Genomic DNA, 14,842 nt, shown 5'->3' with positions numbered 1-14,842 from the left:
CGGCGCACGCGCGTTCGTGAGGCGGGTCGCGGGAGCTGTGCTCCGAACGCTGCAGGTGGCGCTCGAACTCGCCGCCGTCGGCCTCCTGGCACTGGCATGTGGGGAGGGCGTGACTTCGCCGCGGAGTGGACCGATCGCCGAATGGCCGGTGTACGGGGGCGATCCGGGTGGGCAGCAGTGGTCGCCGCTCACCGAGATCGGGCCCGAGAACGTCTCCGCACTCGAGCCCGCGTGGACGTTCCATACCGGCGATGTCTCGGCGGGCGACGAGGATGGCCGCAACAAGACCGCCTTCCAGGCCACGCCCATCGTGGTCGAGGATCGACTCTTCTTCTGTTCCCCGCTGAATCGCGTGTTCGCCCTCGACCCCGCGACCGGAGAAGCCCTCTGGACCTACGACCCCGAGGTCGCGCCGACCGGGCATTGGCTGCGGACCTGTCGCGGCGTGGCGTTCGTGCGAACGGCAGCGGAGGGCGCGTGTGCCGCGCGCGTGTTCACCGGAACCATGGACGCGCGGCTGATCGCGCTCGACGCCCAGACGGGCCTTCCCTGCGCGGACTTCGGCGTGAACGGGAACATCGACCTGCGGGCGGGCGTCGGCGTCGAGGCGTCGGACGAGTACGCGGTGACCTCGCCGCCGACGGTGATCGGCGACGTGGTGGTGGTCGGCTCCCAGGTCTCCGACGGCCAGCGGGTCGACGCGCCGAGCGGCGTCGTTCGGGGCTTCGACGTCCACAACGGGGCCCTGCGTTGGGCCTTCGACCCGGCGGCGCCCGGGACTCCTCCGAAACCAGCGGCGCCCGACGGCACGCTCCAGTACCACGCCGGTACGCCGAACGCGTGGTCGATCCTTGCCGCCGATCCGGCGCGAGGGCTCGTGTTCCTGCCGACGGGCAACCCGAGCCCGGACTTCTTCGGCGGTGCGCGGGCCGGGAGCGACCACTTCGGCAGTGCGGTCGTGGCGCTCGACGCGGCGACCGGTGCCGTGCGTTGGCACTTCCAGACCGTGCACCACGACCTCTGGGACTACGATGTCGCGGCCCAGCCGACACTCCTCGACTTCACGACCGAGGCGGGCGTGGTGCCCGCACTGCTGCAGGCCACGAAGATGGGGCACCTCTTCCTGCTCGACCGCACGTCCGGCGTTCCCGTGTTTCCGGTCGAGGAGCGTCCGGTTCCGGCCTCGACCCTGCCCGACGAGCAGGCGGCGCCGACCCAGCCCTTTCCGACCCATCTGGAAGGGCTGTTGCCCGAGCACCTGGGGCCCGAACAGGCCTGGGGCCTCTTTCCCTGGGAGCGCAACGCGTGTGCGGCACAGATCGATGCCCTCGACCACGGGGGTTTGTTCGTGCCCCCGAGTCTGCGCGGCACCCTGCAGTCGCCGGGCGTGGCGGGCGGCGTGAACTGGGGTGGGGTCGCGGTCGACCCGGAGACGGGCGTCGCGGTGCTCAACGTCAACCGCATGCCGAACGTCGAGCGCGTGGTGCCCCGCGACGAAGCCGACGCGGTGGTGGTCGAGCGTCCGCGCTCGACGCTCTTTCCCCAACGCGGCACGCCCTACGCACACTTCCAATCCGTGCTGGTCTCCGATCTCGGCGTCCCCTGCACGGCGCCGCCCTGGGGAACCCTGCTGGCCCTCGAGCTCGAGACTGGGGAGGTCCGCTGGGAGGTGCCCTTCGGATCGACCCGGGGCTTGGCGCCGTTCCCCTTCTGGTTCGAGTGGGGCCTGCCGAGCATGGGCGGGCCGATCGTCACGGCGAGCGGTCTCGTCTTCATCGGTGCGGCGATGGACGATGCGCTCCGCGCCTACGATCTCGACACCGGCGATCTGCTCTGGAAGGCCACGCTTCCCGCAGGCGGCCAGGCCACTCCGCTCACCTACCGTCTGGCCGGAGGCCGTCAGTTCGTGGTGATCGCCGCGGGCGGGCACGGGACCCTCGGAACGACCCTCGGCGACAGCCTGGTGGCGTTCGCCCTTCCCGAAGCTGGCGAGGCGACACGTACTCCGCCGGGCCTGGAAGCTTCGCGCCCGGCCGGAGCACGGACACGCCCCGCCGGCGTCCAGAAGCCGTGACGCCCATGGAGGGTCGCCGTCTCAAGAGCTCCGCGGATCGCGCCGAAGGTCCTCGCATGAGCGTACGCATCCAGATCGCGAAGAACGGGCGGGTTCGTCTCCAGGGGGAGCTGCCCGAGCGGCACCGCGAGCGCGGCTACGCCCTCGTGGAGACCCCGGCGTCGATCCTGCTCGGGGTCGACGAGCTGCGCGAGGCACCCGAGGGCCAGACCCTGGTGCTCGCCGGTGATCTCACCCAGGTGCCGTTCCCGGAGGTCGTGACGCTGATCGCCCACGGACGTCGCTCTGCCGTGTTGCGCGTCTACGGCTCGTCCGTGACCCGCACCGTGGTCTTCCGTCAGGGAGAGGTGCGCGGGACGGCGAGTCAGCGCGCCGGCGAGCATCTGGACGACGTGGCGGTGCGCATGGGGCTGGTCGAGCGCAAGCACATGGACGATCTCGTGCACGAGTTCGGCGACGCGCGTCACGCGGGCCGCGTGGCAGTCGAGCGCGGCATGCTCTCGGAGCGCGATCTCTGGAACGCCGTGCAGGAGCATGTCACCACGGTCTTCCAGGCGATCCTGCTCGAGACGAAGGGCAGTTTCGTCCTCACCGACGAAGAGGTGGACGAGTCGCTGCTCTTCCCCGGGCTCTCGGCCGAGGGACTCCTGATGGAAGGCGTGCGCCGGCTCGACGAGCTGCGCGTCGGCGCCGACGGCGACGACCATGCACCGCGGCGCGTGCTCATCGCCTTCAACAGCGCGTTCCGCGACATCTTCGCGACGGCGGCCGATGCGGGCGCCGGTTCCGCGCTGCATCGTGCCGTCGAGAGCGTCTTCGACGACGATCCGGCCCACGCGACGTTCCGGGGCCTGCGCTTCGCGGCCGACGGCGAACTGCCAGAGGACGTGGTGATGGGGATGCTCGACGATCGCGGCTTCAAGTCGGACGACGCCTGCGAACAGCTCTCGTCGATGCTGTCGACAGTGATGCTCTTCCTGCTCTTCGTCGCCGGAGAGCACCTCGAAGCGACGGTGCACCAGGCGCTCCACGCGCGTGTGAAGAGCCGGATCCACCGGAACTAGTCCGGCCGGGCGCGCGCGCCCGCGCTAGAAGCGCAGGCGCAGCGCCAGGTTGCCCTGGTGCTCGAGACGGTCGCTGTCGAGCAGCACGTCGTAGTCGAGCAGGATCTGCAATACGTCGCCGATCGCGGCGCTCCAGCCGACGCCGGCGATGATGGCGTCGCGGGGCAGCTCGGGGCCACGCACGCGGAGCGTACCGGCGGGTCCGGTCCCGATCAGATTGGCCTGGAGCGCGCGGTCGCGGTCGCCGAACTCGCGCTGCCAGAAGACGCGCAGCTCGGGGACCAGCTCGACCCGCGGGTCGAGCTCGATGCGGCCGAACACGCGTCCTCCGAAGCGCCCCGTGACGCTCTCGAGATCTTCCGGGTCCACGTCGAGGTTCAGCGAGCCCGCGCCCGACTCACGGAAACTCTCCTCGGTCAAGCGCAGCCAATCGATGCCGACGAGCGGTTGGAAACCCCAGTGCTCGCGCGAGAACACGGTGAGGCCGGCTTCGGCCCCGGCTCCGAAGTCCTGGGCGTCCCAGTCGGCGCTGGCCGTGCGGTTGAGCTGGGTCGTTTCGATCCGGCGCCGCGAACTCTGCAGGGTGTGGGCGAAGCGGCCGTAGGCCGACAGGAAGCCCTTCGAATCGGTCCAGCCCGCATAGAGCGCGCCGTGGATCGTGTCGGTGGTGAGATCGGCTTCGCGTCCCTGGGGATCCAGGTCGCCGCGCGCATACCCACCGGCCAGGCCGACCATGATCTCGTCGGTGAGCCAGGCGTCGAAGCCGAGCATGCCGCCGAACAGCGTCGTCTCGACCTCGGCCTCACCGCGTTCGCCTTCGAGGGTTCCGAACAGTCCGAAGCTGTCGACCCAGACCCCGGCGCGGTCGGGGCCATGGCGACGCGGCGCACTCACCGGAGCGGGTGTCGTCGTGTCGGCGCGCGCGGCCGGGGCGCCCATCGCGAAGTGGCCCATCGGAGTGGCCAAGCCGGCTCCGAGGAAACCGCTCGCGGTCGTCTCGGTGGTGTCCAGTCGGCTCGCGTAGAACGCCTCGGCCTGGCCCCAGGCGCGGTCGCGCACGCGGCGGTGCAGCGCCCGGGCGGTCCGCTCGCCGAGCATCTGGCGACCCGTGGCGAAGGCGGTCAGCGGCTCGCCGCCGATCGCGTCCAGCAGCGGGGCGATGTCACCGGTCGTCGAGCGATCGATCGCGTCGAGGACGTCGGCGAGGTCGCCCGTGCCCGGCGCGAGGCCGGTGAGCGTCCCAGCGACGGCCCGCTGGTTGTCGGTCTGCGCCAGCGTCGAGAGCGTCTGGCCGTTCGGGCCCAGGGTCAGCATCAGCGTCGTCGCGGTCTGGGCGACGGTCTCGTCGAGGAACGCGAAGTCTGGGATCTGGAAGCTGCCGGTGAGGGCGGTCGTCGTGTTGACCAGCGTGACCGTGGTGTCGGTCGTGATCGAGGAGGGCTGGCTCAGGATATCGAGGCGCGCGCCCGGTTGGATCGTGACCGTGTCCGAGTTGATCGTGTCGCCGATGTTTCCGGGCAGGATGTCGACCGCATAGACCGAGCCGGGCGTGAAGGTGACGCCGTTGAAGAAGGTCAGACTGCCCGAGGTGGTCGTGGGCGCGACGCGTCCTTCGATGGTGGTGGGGCCGCCGATGTTGCCGCCGCCCGAGCCACCGAGCGTTCCGTTGGGACCGACGCGTACGCCCTGGGCCCCCGACACGACGCCGTTCACCTCGAGCGTGCCTTCGTTGATCTGAATCTCACCGAGCAGGGTGGTCAGCATCACCGTGCCGGTGGGGATCGTCGTCGTGCCCGCGCCCGACTTGACGATCGTGAAGATCGGCTCGTTCACGTTGGTCGCGAAGGTGCCGGCGCCGGTCTCCTGCAGCGTGAGCACGCCGAAGCCGAGATCGAGCGTGCTCGTGCCCCCAGTGACGCTGACGTCCTGGAAGGTCAGGCTGCTGGTCGGCGCGAAGAAGGGCATCAGCGCGCCAGCATCGATGGTGACCCCGGGCGACGCGCTTCCGTCGAGCACGAGGTTCGTCGTCACTGGCGGCAACAGGGTGACGAGACTGATCGTGGAGCTCGCGGGGAGCTGGAACTGGATGGTGTTGGTGAGATCCGGCGAGGCCGCCGCCGCCGTCACCGCGGCGCGCAGGGTGCCGGGGCCCGAGTCGGCGGTCGACGTCACGAAGAACGTCGCGGCCGTGGCCGTCGGGCCGAGCAGCAGGATGGCGAGCGCCGCGAGCCAGGCGCGCACGGGCCGCGTCCACGAGGGTCGGAGTTCCGTCCCTCGCGAGGTCGTCATCTGGCGTTGGCGTCGACCCCGGAGCGGGGTGGCTACGCCATGTTCGGCGGGTAGGGGAGCAGGGCGAGGTGACGGGCTCGCTTGATCGCGAGCGCCACTTCGCGCTGCTGCTTCGCCGTGTTGCCCGTGATGCGCCGCGGCAGGATCTTCCCCGTCTCGGAGAGGAAGCTGCGCAGAAGCTTCGGGTCCTTGTAGTCGACGACGAGCGTCTTGTCCGTCGTGAGCCGCGAGACCTTCTTGCGCGAGAAGGAGCGCTTCTTGTTCTTGCGGTCGCGCTTGCGCGCCTTGGCCCGCAGCCGCGACTTCACCGACATGGGCCCGCGCTCGGGTCGCTCGGGTCGGTCGTCGCGTCGGGTGTCTTCGTAGGCCAAGGCAGTTCTCCTGGGGCGCTGTCGGCGCCGCCAGGGTGGGGTGCCACAGCCAAAAACTCGATGATGCGTCGCGCTCCGGCGCCGATCGCAGCTCGGATGCCGCGTCAATGCCAGGACGATCCCACGCAACGGGACCCCCCGTCGCGCGCGGGCGCCGAGCATAGACCATCCCCCAGACGCTCGCCGCAGCCGCTATCTGCCTGTTCCCCAAGGTATTTTCGATCCTGCTAGGCTTCCGCGCCATGCCTGTGACGACCCGCTTTGCCCCTTCTCCTACCGGTCACTTGCATATCGGCGGGGCGCGCACGGCTCTGTACAACTGGGCGCTGGCCCGGGACGACGGCCGGTTTCTGCTGAGGGTGGAAGACACCGATGCGGCGCGATCGTCCGAGGAGGCGGCCGCCGGGATCCTCGAAGACCTCCTGTGGCTGGGGATCGTCTGGAGCGAAGGCCCCGTGGCGGAGGGCGCCGGGGGGGACCCGCGCGAGATCGGGCCGTTTCGCCAGGCCGAGCGCCTCTCGCTCTACCGCAAGGCGGTGGACCGCCTGATCGCGGAGGGCCGGGCCTACCCGGCCTTCGAAACCCCCGAGGAACTCGACGCGCTGCGTCGCCAGGCGCGGGAGGAGAAGCGGAACTTCCGCTACCGGTGCGCGGCCGACTTCGACCGCGACGCGGCCCTCGCACGGGCGGCCTCGGAGCCCCACGTCGTGCGGTTTCGGATGCCCGAGACACCGCTCCGAGTGGTCGACGAGATCCTCGGCGAGATCGAGTTCGGCGAAGAGCACCTCGACGACTTCGTGATCTGGAAGCGGGACGGCTTCCCGACCTATCACCTGGCGGTGGTGGTCGACGACGAGGCGATGGGCATCACCCACGTGCTCCGCGGCCAGGAACACCTCAACAACACGCCGCGCCACGCGGCCTTGCAGGAAGCGTTGGGTTATCGCGCGCCCGTCTACGCCCATCTGCCCGTGATCTTCAACGCCGACGGCTCGAAGATGTCGAAGCGCGACAAGGACAAGGCGGCTCGGGCGGCCGTGCGCCAGGCGTTGAAGGAAGACAGCGCCCGGAAGGCGGACTTCGAGGCCCTGGTTCCCGAGGCGACGGCGCCGAAGGGCCTCGACGGCTGGTTGAAGGACAAGCGCTCCCAGCTGCCGACCGACCTGCTCGACGGGCTGGCGCTCGATCTGGGCCTCGCGCTGCCCTGCATCGAGGTCGAAGACTTCCGACGCGCGGGCTTCCTGCCCGACGTGCTCTGCAACTATCTGGCGCTCCTGGGTTGGAGCCCTGGCGAGAAGGATGACGAGGGCAAGGACCTCGAGCGTTTCGACCGCGCTTTCCTGCAAGCGCGCTTCGCGCTGGACCGGGTCGGCGTGTCGAACGCGCGCTTCGACATGGACAAGCTGCTCGCCTTCAACCAACAGACGATCGCCGAGCAGGACGATGCCGACTTCCTCGCGGCGTGGCGCGACTGGGCCAGCCGCTATGCCGTGGCGGACGCCGCGCGGGATTCGGATTGGCTCACGCGCTTTGCCGCGATGATCCGCTCCCGCTGCCGCACGCTCGCAGACGTCAGCCGGCGCGACGGTCCGGGCGGCTTCGCCTGGGTCGACGATGACGCCTACGCCTTCGACGCGAAGGCGGTGGAGAAATGGCTGCGGAAAGGCGAGCCCGACGGCTTCACCCGGCTCGAGGCCGCGGGTGCCGCGCTGGCCACCCTGGAAGATTGGGCGTCCGAGGCGATCGAGGCGCGGATGGAGACGCTGGCCGAGGAACTCGGGGTGGGCCTGGGCAAGCTCGCCCAGCCCCTGCGCGTGGCGGTCACCGGGTCGGCCTCGAGCCCGCCGCTCGGCGACACCCTCGCGGCCCTGGGCCCCGAGGCCGTGGCGCGCCGGATCGCGCGCTGTCTCGCGGAGTGCCGCTAGGCCGAACTCGCCGCCGGGCGTGAGGAGCTACGCTGCCGTCGAGGCCACCGGTCTCGGGAACCCACGGGCGAGGGCCATGGCGCAGTACGACTACGACCTCTTCACGATCGGTGCCGGTTCGGGCGGCGTTCGGGCGAGCCGCATCTCGGCTTCCTACGGCGCGCGAGTGGCGGTGGCCGAGGAGCGCGATCTCGGCGGCACCTGCGTCAACGTCGGCTGCATTCCGAAGAAGCTCCTGGTCTACGCCTCGGCTTTCCGTCGCGACGTCGAAGATGCGGGCGGTTTCGGCTGGTCGGCGCCGCCGGCGTCTCACGACTGGAAGACCCTCATCCAGAACAAGGACGCGGAGATCTCCCGCTTGAACGGGATCTACGCGCGTCTGCTCGACAACGCGGGTGTCACGCGCATCGAGGGACGCGCGCGCCTCGTCGACGCTCACACGGTCGAGGTCGCCGGCGAGCGCTACACGGCGGAGCACATCCTCGTCGCCGTGGGCGGCTGGCCCTACGTGCCGGAGATCCCCGGCATCGAGCACGTCATCACCTCGAACGAGGCGTTCCATCTCGACCGCATGCCCGAGCGCCCGATCGTCGTCGGGGGCGGGTACATCGCCGTCGAGTTCGCGGGGATCCTCCACGGGCTCGGCGCCGACGTCACTCAACTCTACCGCGGACCCCTCTTCCTACGCGGGTTCGACGACGACGTTCGCGAGGTCCTGGCCGAGGAGATGCGCGCCCAGGGAATCGCCCTGCGCTTCGACGCGAACATCACGCGGGTCGACAAGGCTTCCGACGGCGGGTTGCGCGCCACCCTCGAAGACGGCTCGACCCTGGAAGGCGATGCGATCCTCTACGCCACCGGGCGTCACCCGCTCACCGCCGACCTCGGCCTCGAGGCGGCAGGGGTCGAGGTGGCCTCCGACGGCACGATCCCCGTCGATGCCTACTCGCGCACATCGGTCCCGAACGTCTGGGCGATCGGCGACGTGACGAACCGCGTGAACCTCACGCCCGTCGCGATCCATGAGGGCATGTGCCTGGCCGCCACGCTGTTCGACGACCGGCCGACGAAGCCCGTCCACGACAACGTGCCCTCCGCGGTCTTCAGTCAGCCGCCGATCGGCTCGGTAGGGCTCACCGAGAGCGAGGCCCGGGCCCGATTCTCCGACGTCGACATCTACCGCGCCCGTTTCCGCGAGCTGAAGCACACGTTGTCGGGACGCGAGGAGCGCACCCTGATGAAGCTCATCGTCGACGGCGAGAGCCAGCGCGTCGTTGGCGCCCACATGGTCGGCGACCACGCCGGCGAGATCATTCAGGGGGTGGCGATCGCGCTGGTGTGCGGCGCCACCAAGGCCCAGTTCGACGCGACCATCGGCATCCACCCGACATCGGCCGAGGAGTTCGTCACGATGCGGGAGAAGGTGTCGGACGCATGACGGGGCCCCGCGTCACCGGCGTGATCCCGGTCCGCGACCGCGCGGGGCTGATCGGCCGCGCCATCGACAGCGTGCTCGCGCAGCAGGGAGCGGATTGCGAGCTGATCGTCGTGGACGACGGATCGCGGGACGCGACGCCGGCGGTGCTGGCTTCCTACGGTGACCGGATCCGGGTGATCACGCTGCCGCCGTCCGGCCGCTCGGCGGCGCGCAACGCCGGGATCGGGCGGGCCGAGGGCGAGTTCGTCGCGTTCCTCGATTCCGACGATGCCTGGCTACCCCAGAAGCTGCGCGAGCAGCTCGCCTTCCACGATCAGTTCCCCGAGCTGGGCATGAGCGCCCACGGCCTCGAGAAGGTGTTTCCCGACGGCCGCACCGAACCGGCACCGCCCCACCACGACACGGCCGCGCTGCAGGCGTCGTTCCTGGCGATCGCCGACCATTTCGCGTTCGTGCCGAGTGCCGTGATGGTACGGACCGAGGTGGCACGCGGTGTGGGCGGTTTCGATCCCTACTTCGATGGCACCGAGGACCTCGACTTCGCGTTGAAGGTCGCGCAGCGACACAAGGTCGGGGCGATGCACGCGTGTCTGACCCGCTACCACCTCCACGATGGACAGACCGGTCGCCGCCGTCTGGCGGGCGGGAACGCGAAGGTGCTGCGGGCTCATCTGGAGCGAGAGCCGGACCCCGAGCGCCAGGAAGCGATGCGCAGCAAGCTCGCGCGCTACCTGGTGTCTTCGGCGAAGCGCGCCGAGAACAAAGAAGAACGGCGGCGCCTCCTCGAGGAAGCCGCCGCCGTCGATCCGCGGGTGCGCTTTCGCTCGGCGTGGCTGCGCCAACGCCTGGGGTTCGGCGCTACAGCGCGTTGACACTCCAGTCGTAGTCGAAGTAGACGATCCGAGCGCGCTTCCCCTCGTTCGCCAGCCAGGCGCGATCCGCCTCGGGTGCGTAGCGCGCGGCGAACGCGCGCACGCCGCCGCCGGCTTCGAAATCCTCTTCGAACCAGTCGAAGATCTTCGAGAGATAGATCGTGTTGCTCCGCCGATCGACGCGCAGACCCTTCTCCGGGTGGGCGAGCCACTTGCGGGTTTCGTCGTCGAGTTGGGCGTCGAGACGAGCCGCGTTCCAGGGCTCGCGGCGGAGCGCCGGGCAGGAGGTCGACGCGCAGATCACCGCCGCGTGGGTGCGCGGGTCGCCGAGCGGTCGAATGATCTCGTGTTCGATCTGGTCCAGGGTGACGGTCTTGCCACCCACGACGCCCGCCGGCTTCTTCCAGACCGGGCTGAACACCGACCCGATGTCGCGGATGCTCTTGAGCGGGTAGTTCTTCGCGACCAGGTCGATGGCGAGGATGTTGTAGGCATTGCTCCAGAACGCGAGCTTCTGGTTCTTCGTGCGAAGCGTCCCGGTGTCGAAGCGCTCGAGGCTCTTCACCAGCTTCTTCCAGTCGGCGGACTTCTGGATGGCGGCGTAGTCGACGCGCGTCCGGACGATGTCGTTCGTGGCCCGGGTGTGCTTCTCGAGCAACTGGGCGTAGAGGGCTTCATCGAGGGCCGCCGCGGGGGCGGCGGCCAGCAGGCCCAGCAGGGTGGTCAGGATCCAACGGTGCATGGCGAGTCTCCCTTGGCGGCGGTTCGGGGGTCCGATGCCGGCGCCCATCGCCCGGTTTCAGTGGGCGGTTCTCCCGGTCGCTGGGGAGGTACGCGATGGGGCGGGAATCGGTTTCGCTCTCGGCCGAGAATCAGGCCGGATCGCCGCCGGCCGGGCTCGTGGGCTTCAGCTGGCTGTGCTCGTGGAGCACGTGGATCGTGCGCTCGGCATCGGCCCGCTCGGACACGAGGTAGCGCTCGACCGCATGGGCGAGTCGGGGGTCGGCGAGATGGTGGAGGCTGTAGGTGGGCTGGGGGTCGAAGCCGCGCAGGAACTTGTAGTCACCGCCCGCGCCGGGCTCGAAGCGCTGCAGTCCCGCCTCGATGCAATGCTCGATCGCGGCGTAGTAGCAGACGTCGAAGTGCAGATAGCGGAGGTTGCGCAGGCCACCCCAGTAGCGGCCGTAGAGTGCGTCCCCCTTGGTGACGTTGGTCGTGCCCGCGATCACCTCGCCGTCCTGGCGGGCGACGACGAAGCAGAGCCGCTCGCAGAAACGCTCCTCCAGCAGGGCGAAGAAGCGCCGGTTCAGGTAGCGGCGTCCGTAGAAGTGGTTGTCGACCGTGACCCGATAGCACTCGAACATCGGGTCGAAGAGCTCGGCGGGGATGGCGTCGCCACGCCAGACCTCGGTGGTCACCCCTTGCTCGCGCACCCCGCGGCGCTCGCGGCGCACCTGGTTGCGGCGCTTGCTGCGGAGCTGGCCCAGGTAGTCCTCGAAGCTCTCGTAGCTCGCGTTCTGCCAGTGGTACTGGAGCCCGACCCGCAGCAGGTAGCCGCGGTCCTCGAGGGCCTCGACTTCGTCGGGCAGGCAGAAGTTCACGTGTACGCCCGAGAGCCCGTTGTCGTCGCAGAGGCTGCGCAGCGCTGCCCCCAGCTCCGCGATCGCGCGTGGCCGGTCGGTGCCGGGCGCGGTCAGGAAGCGAGCGCCCGTGACCGGCGTGAACGGCACGCCGACCAGCAGCTTCGGGTAGTAGTCGATGCCGGCGCGGTGGGCGGCGTCGGCCCAACCCCAGTCGAAGACGAACTCGCCCTCGCTGTGCGACTTCACGTACAGCGGGCAGGCGGCCACCAGCCGGCCGTCCTCGCGGAGCACGATCGGGCGCGGTTGCCAACCGTGCTCTTCCCCGACGCAGCCGGCTTCTTCGAGCGACGCGAGCCACTCCCACTCGAGGAACGGGGAGGCATCGGCGACCAGCGCGTTCCAGTCGTCGCGCGCCACGTCCGCAACGCCGTCCAGCACCTCGATCTCTCGGCCCACGGAGGCAGTGTAGGGGCCGCTCGCGTCGGTGGCCCGCGGGGGAGAATGCGGGCGCGCGCTATGGTCTCTTGTGATGCGCAACGGACCTGGAGAGCCCGGCGATCCGCCCCAGGGACCGCCCCCCGAGCGACCCCAGCGCGGGGCCCCGGACCGGGAAGGCGGGCTCGCGACGGTCACGCGGCGCTCCGTGGCGCGTCCCCCGAAGTACAAGGTCATCCTCTACAACGACGACTACACACCGATGGAGTTCGTGGTCGCCCTCCTGGAGAAGCTCTTCGGGAAGGGGCCGTCGGAGGCGACCCAGATCATGCTCGCGATCCATCGGACGGGGCTGGGCATCGCGGGCGTCTACGTACAGGACATCGCAGAGACGAAGGTCGCCGCCGTGCACGCGGCAGCCGAAGCCCGGGGCTACCCGCTCCGGGCTGGCGCGGAGAAGGAATAGCCAGATCGTGGAGAAGGCATGAGTCAGATTGGTCGGGAACTCCACCTCATGTTGCAGGCCGCCGTGCGCGAAGCCCTCGCGAGGCGCCACGCCTACGTCACGGTGGAGCATCTGCTCTACGCGATGCTCCACGACGCGCAGGGCAGCGAGGTCCTGCGCCACGCGGGTGCGGACGGGCCTGCCCTGAAGCAGGCGCTGGACCGCTACTTCAACGAGGACCTCGAAGAGGTTCCGGGCGACGAGAGCTACGAAGCCCAGCAGACCCTCGCGTTCCACCGCGTGCTGCAGAACGCGGTGAGCCACTGCGAAGGCGCCGAGAAGGCCGAGGTCGACGCCGGCGACATCCTGGCGGCGATCTTCCAGGAGCCCGAGTCGCACGCGGTCACCTTGCTGCGAGGGCAGGGCGTCACCCGCTTCGATGTCCTCCAGTACATCTCCCACGGCGTGTCGAAGGCGCGTGGCGAGAGCGGGGGCCGGCCTGGCGAGATGCCGATGGGCGGCGACATGGGCATGGGCGAGCCCGGTGAGCTGCCCGAGGACCCGCTGGCGGCCTTCTCCACGAACCTCACCGACCGCGCGGCCGAGGGGCGCCTGGATCCGCTGATCGGGCGCGGCACCGAGCTCGATCGGATCGTGCACATCCTGGCGCGCCGGCGGAAGAACAACCCGATCCTGGTGGGCGAGACGGGCGTCGGCAAGACGGCGCTGGCCGAGGGGTTGGCGCTGCGGATCCACGAGGGCCGCGTCCCCGACGATCTGCAGAGCGCCGAGCTCTTCTCCCTCGACATCGGTTCGATGCTCGCGGGCACCCGCTATCGGGGCGACTTCGAGGCGCGCTTCAAGGCCTACATGGCGGCGCTGGGGGAGCGCGACAACGCGCTGCTGTTCATCGACGAAATCCACACGATCCTCGGCGCCGGATCGGCCCAGGGTGCGACGGTCGATGCCTCGAACATGCTGAAGCCGCTGCTCCAGAACGGCGAGCTGCGCTGCATGGGGTCGACCACCTATCAGGAATACCGCCACTTCGAGCGCGACCGCGCGCTGGCGCGCCGCTTCCAGCGCGTCGACGTGAAGGAGCCGAGCCCCGAAGAGACGGTGCGGATTCTCCAGGGGCTCGCGCCAAAGTACGAGGATCACCACGGCGTGCACTTCACCCAGGCGGCGCTCAAGGCCTGTGTGGACCTGGCGATCCGACACGTGAACGATCGCTTCCTGCCGGACAAGGCCATCGACGTGCTCGACGAGACGGGCGCCGCGGTGCGGCTGCGGCCCGCCTCGAAGCCCCGCAAGACGGTCGGCGTGCGCGACGTCGAGGCGGTCGTGGCGCGGATGGCGAACATTCCCACGGTGCGCGCGTCGGGGGCCGACCGCAAGCGCCTGGAGAACCTCGAAGAGGAGCTGAAGGCCGTCGTCTTCGGGCAGGACGAGGCCATCTCGACCGTCGTGCGCGCGGTGAAGCGCGGTCGCGCCGGCCTCGCCGGGCTGGACAAGCCGATCGGCAGCTTCCTGTTCACCGGGCCGACCGGCGTCGGGAAGACCGAGCTCTCGAAGCAGCTCGCGAAGGCGATGGGCGTCCCCTTCGTGCGCTTCGACATGAGTGAGTACATGGAGAAGCACGCGGTGTCGCGGCTGATCGGCGCGCCTCCGGGCTACGTCGGCTACGACCAGGGCGGCTTGCTCGTCGAGCGGATCCGCAAGGAGCCCTACACGGTGCTGCTGCTCGACGAGATCGAGAAGGCCCACCCGGATCTCTTCGCGATCCTGCTCCAGGTGATGGACCACGCGACCCTGACGGACAATCAGGGACGCGAGGCCGACTTCCGCCATGTCACGCTGATCATGACCTCGAACGTCGGTGCTCGGGAGATGCAGTCACGCGGCATCGGCTTCGGGTCTTCGCGGGGCGACGGCAAGAAGGAGATCGAGAGGCTCTTCAGCCCCGAGTTCCGCAACCGTCTCGACGAGGTCGTGACCTTCCACGATCTCGGACCCGACGTGATGGAGAAGGTCGTCGACAAGTTCGTGGTCGAGGTGGAGCAGCAGCTCGCCGAGCGCAAGGTGAAGATCTCGCTGGACGCCGACGCGCGGGCCTGGCTCGCGCGGAAGGGCTACGACCCGGACTTCGGTGCGCGGCCGATGGCGCGGGTGGTCCAGTCCGAGCTGAAGGACCGCATCGTGGACGATCTGCTCTTCGGCGATCTCGCGAAGGGCGGGACCGTGCGCGTCGGTGTCGATTCCGAGGCCGACCGGCTCACCTTCGAGAGCGCTTCGAAGGCGGGCGGGGGGCGCCGCAAGGCGAAGGCGCCGGCCTGAGGCGAGCGC

At 69.8% G+C, this 14,842-nt stretch carries 11 protein-coding genes; 7 read left to right on the top strand and 4 right to left on the bottom strand.

The genetic code is table 11. The features are described 5' to 3' along the window. The first annotated feature begins 37 nt into the window (after window positions 1-37). A complete protein-coding gene (locus AAF430_14805) occupies window positions 38-2,074 on the top strand; it encodes a pyrroloquinoline quinone-dependent dehydrogenase (GenBank protein MEM7411499.1) in 2,037 nt (678 codons plus the stop codon). A 56-nt stretch (window positions 2,075-2,130) separates the two neighbouring features. Further along, window positions 2,131-3,138 carry a DUF4388 domain-containing protein gene (locus AAF430_14800; GenBank protein ID MEM7411498.1) on the top strand — a complete coding sequence of 336 codons (1,008 nt, stop codon included), beginning with the start codon at window positions 2,131-2,133 and terminating at the stop codon, window positions 3,136-3,138. A gap of 24 nt (window positions 3,139-3,162) precedes the next feature. Here the strand turns inward: AAF430_14800 and AAF430_14795 are convergent, their stop codons facing one another. Continuing rightward, a complete protein-coding gene (locus AAF430_14795; protein ID MEM7411497.1) occupies window positions 3,163-5,379 on the bottom strand; it encodes an autotransporter outer membrane beta-barrel domain-containing protein in 2,217 nt (738 codons plus the stop codon). An 80-nt stretch (window positions 5,380-5,459) separates the two neighbouring features. Continuing rightward, entirely contained in the window at window positions 5,460-5,741 is a 282-nt protein-coding gene (gene rpsR, locus AAF430_14790) for a 30S ribosomal protein S18 (GenBank protein MEM7411496.1), read from the bottom strand. A gap of 299 nt (window positions 5,742-6,040) precedes the next feature. On the opposite strand from rpsR, the gene gltX reads away from it, so the two are divergent. From gltX to AAF430_14775, 3 genes are all read left to right on the top strand, one after another. Next, on the top strand, window positions 6,041-7,723 hold the full coding sequence (gltX, locus tag AAF430_14785) for a glutamate--tRNA ligase (GenBank protein ID MEM7411495.1): 1,683 nt from the start codon (window positions 6,041-6,043) through the stop codon (window positions 7,721-7,723). Window positions 7,724-7,799: 76 nt separating this feature from the next. Then, window positions 7,800-9,161 carry a glutathione-disulfide reductase gene (gene gor / locus AAF430_14780; GenBank protein MEM7411494.1) on the top strand — a complete coding sequence of 454 codons (1,362 nt, stop codon included), beginning with the start codon at window positions 7,800-7,802 and terminating at the stop codon, window positions 9,159-9,161. Next, entirely contained in the window at window positions 9,158-10,033 is an 876-nt protein-coding gene (locus AAF430_14775; protein MEM7411493.1) for a glycosyltransferase, read from the top strand. The genes gor and AAF430_14775 overlap by 4 nt, the downstream gene beginning before the upstream one ends. On the opposite strand, the gene AAF430_14770 is transcribed toward AAF430_14775, so the two are convergent. Further along, window positions 10,020-10,775, bottom strand: coding sequence for a DUF547 domain-containing protein (locus tag AAF430_14770; protein ID MEM7411492.1), 756 nt, complete (start codon window positions 10,773-10,775; stop codon window positions 10,020-10,022). The two genes, AAF430_14775 and AAF430_14770, sit on opposite strands and share 14 nt — an antisense overlap. Before the next feature lie 130 nt (window positions 10,776-10,905). Beyond that, window positions 10,906-12,072 (bottom strand): GNAT family N-acetyltransferase, encoded by a 1,167-nt coding sequence (locus AAF430_14765; GenBank protein ID MEM7411491.1) that lies wholly within the window; start codon window positions 12,070-12,072, stop codon window positions 10,906-10,908. A 73-nt stretch (window positions 12,073-12,145) separates the two neighbouring features. Between AAF430_14765 and AAF430_14760 the strand changes: the two genes are divergently transcribed. Together AAF430_14760 and clpA are read left to right on the top strand one after the other, a co-directional pair. After that, window positions 12,146-12,517, top strand: coding sequence for an ATP-dependent Clp protease adaptor ClpS (locus AAF430_14760; GenBank protein MEM7411490.1), 372 nt, complete (start codon window positions 12,146-12,148; stop codon window positions 12,515-12,517). Window positions 12,518-12,535: 18 nt separating this feature from the next. Next, complete coding sequence (gene clpA, locus AAF430_14755; GenBank protein MEM7411489.1) at window positions 12,536-14,833, top strand: ATP-dependent Clp protease ATP-binding subunit ClpA; 2,298 nt, start codon at window positions 12,536-12,538, stop codon at window positions 14,831-14,833. Window positions 14,834-14,842 lie beyond the last annotated feature (9 nt).

This window comes from Myxococcota bacterium, assembly GCA_039030075.1.
In the GTDB taxonomy this organism is placed as follows: domain Bacteria; phylum Myxococcota_A; class UBA9160; order UBA9160; family SMWR01; genus JAHEJV01.
The sequence above is the reverse complement of the archived record's forward strand: the minus strand, read 5'-3'. Positions and strand labels throughout refer to the sequence as shown.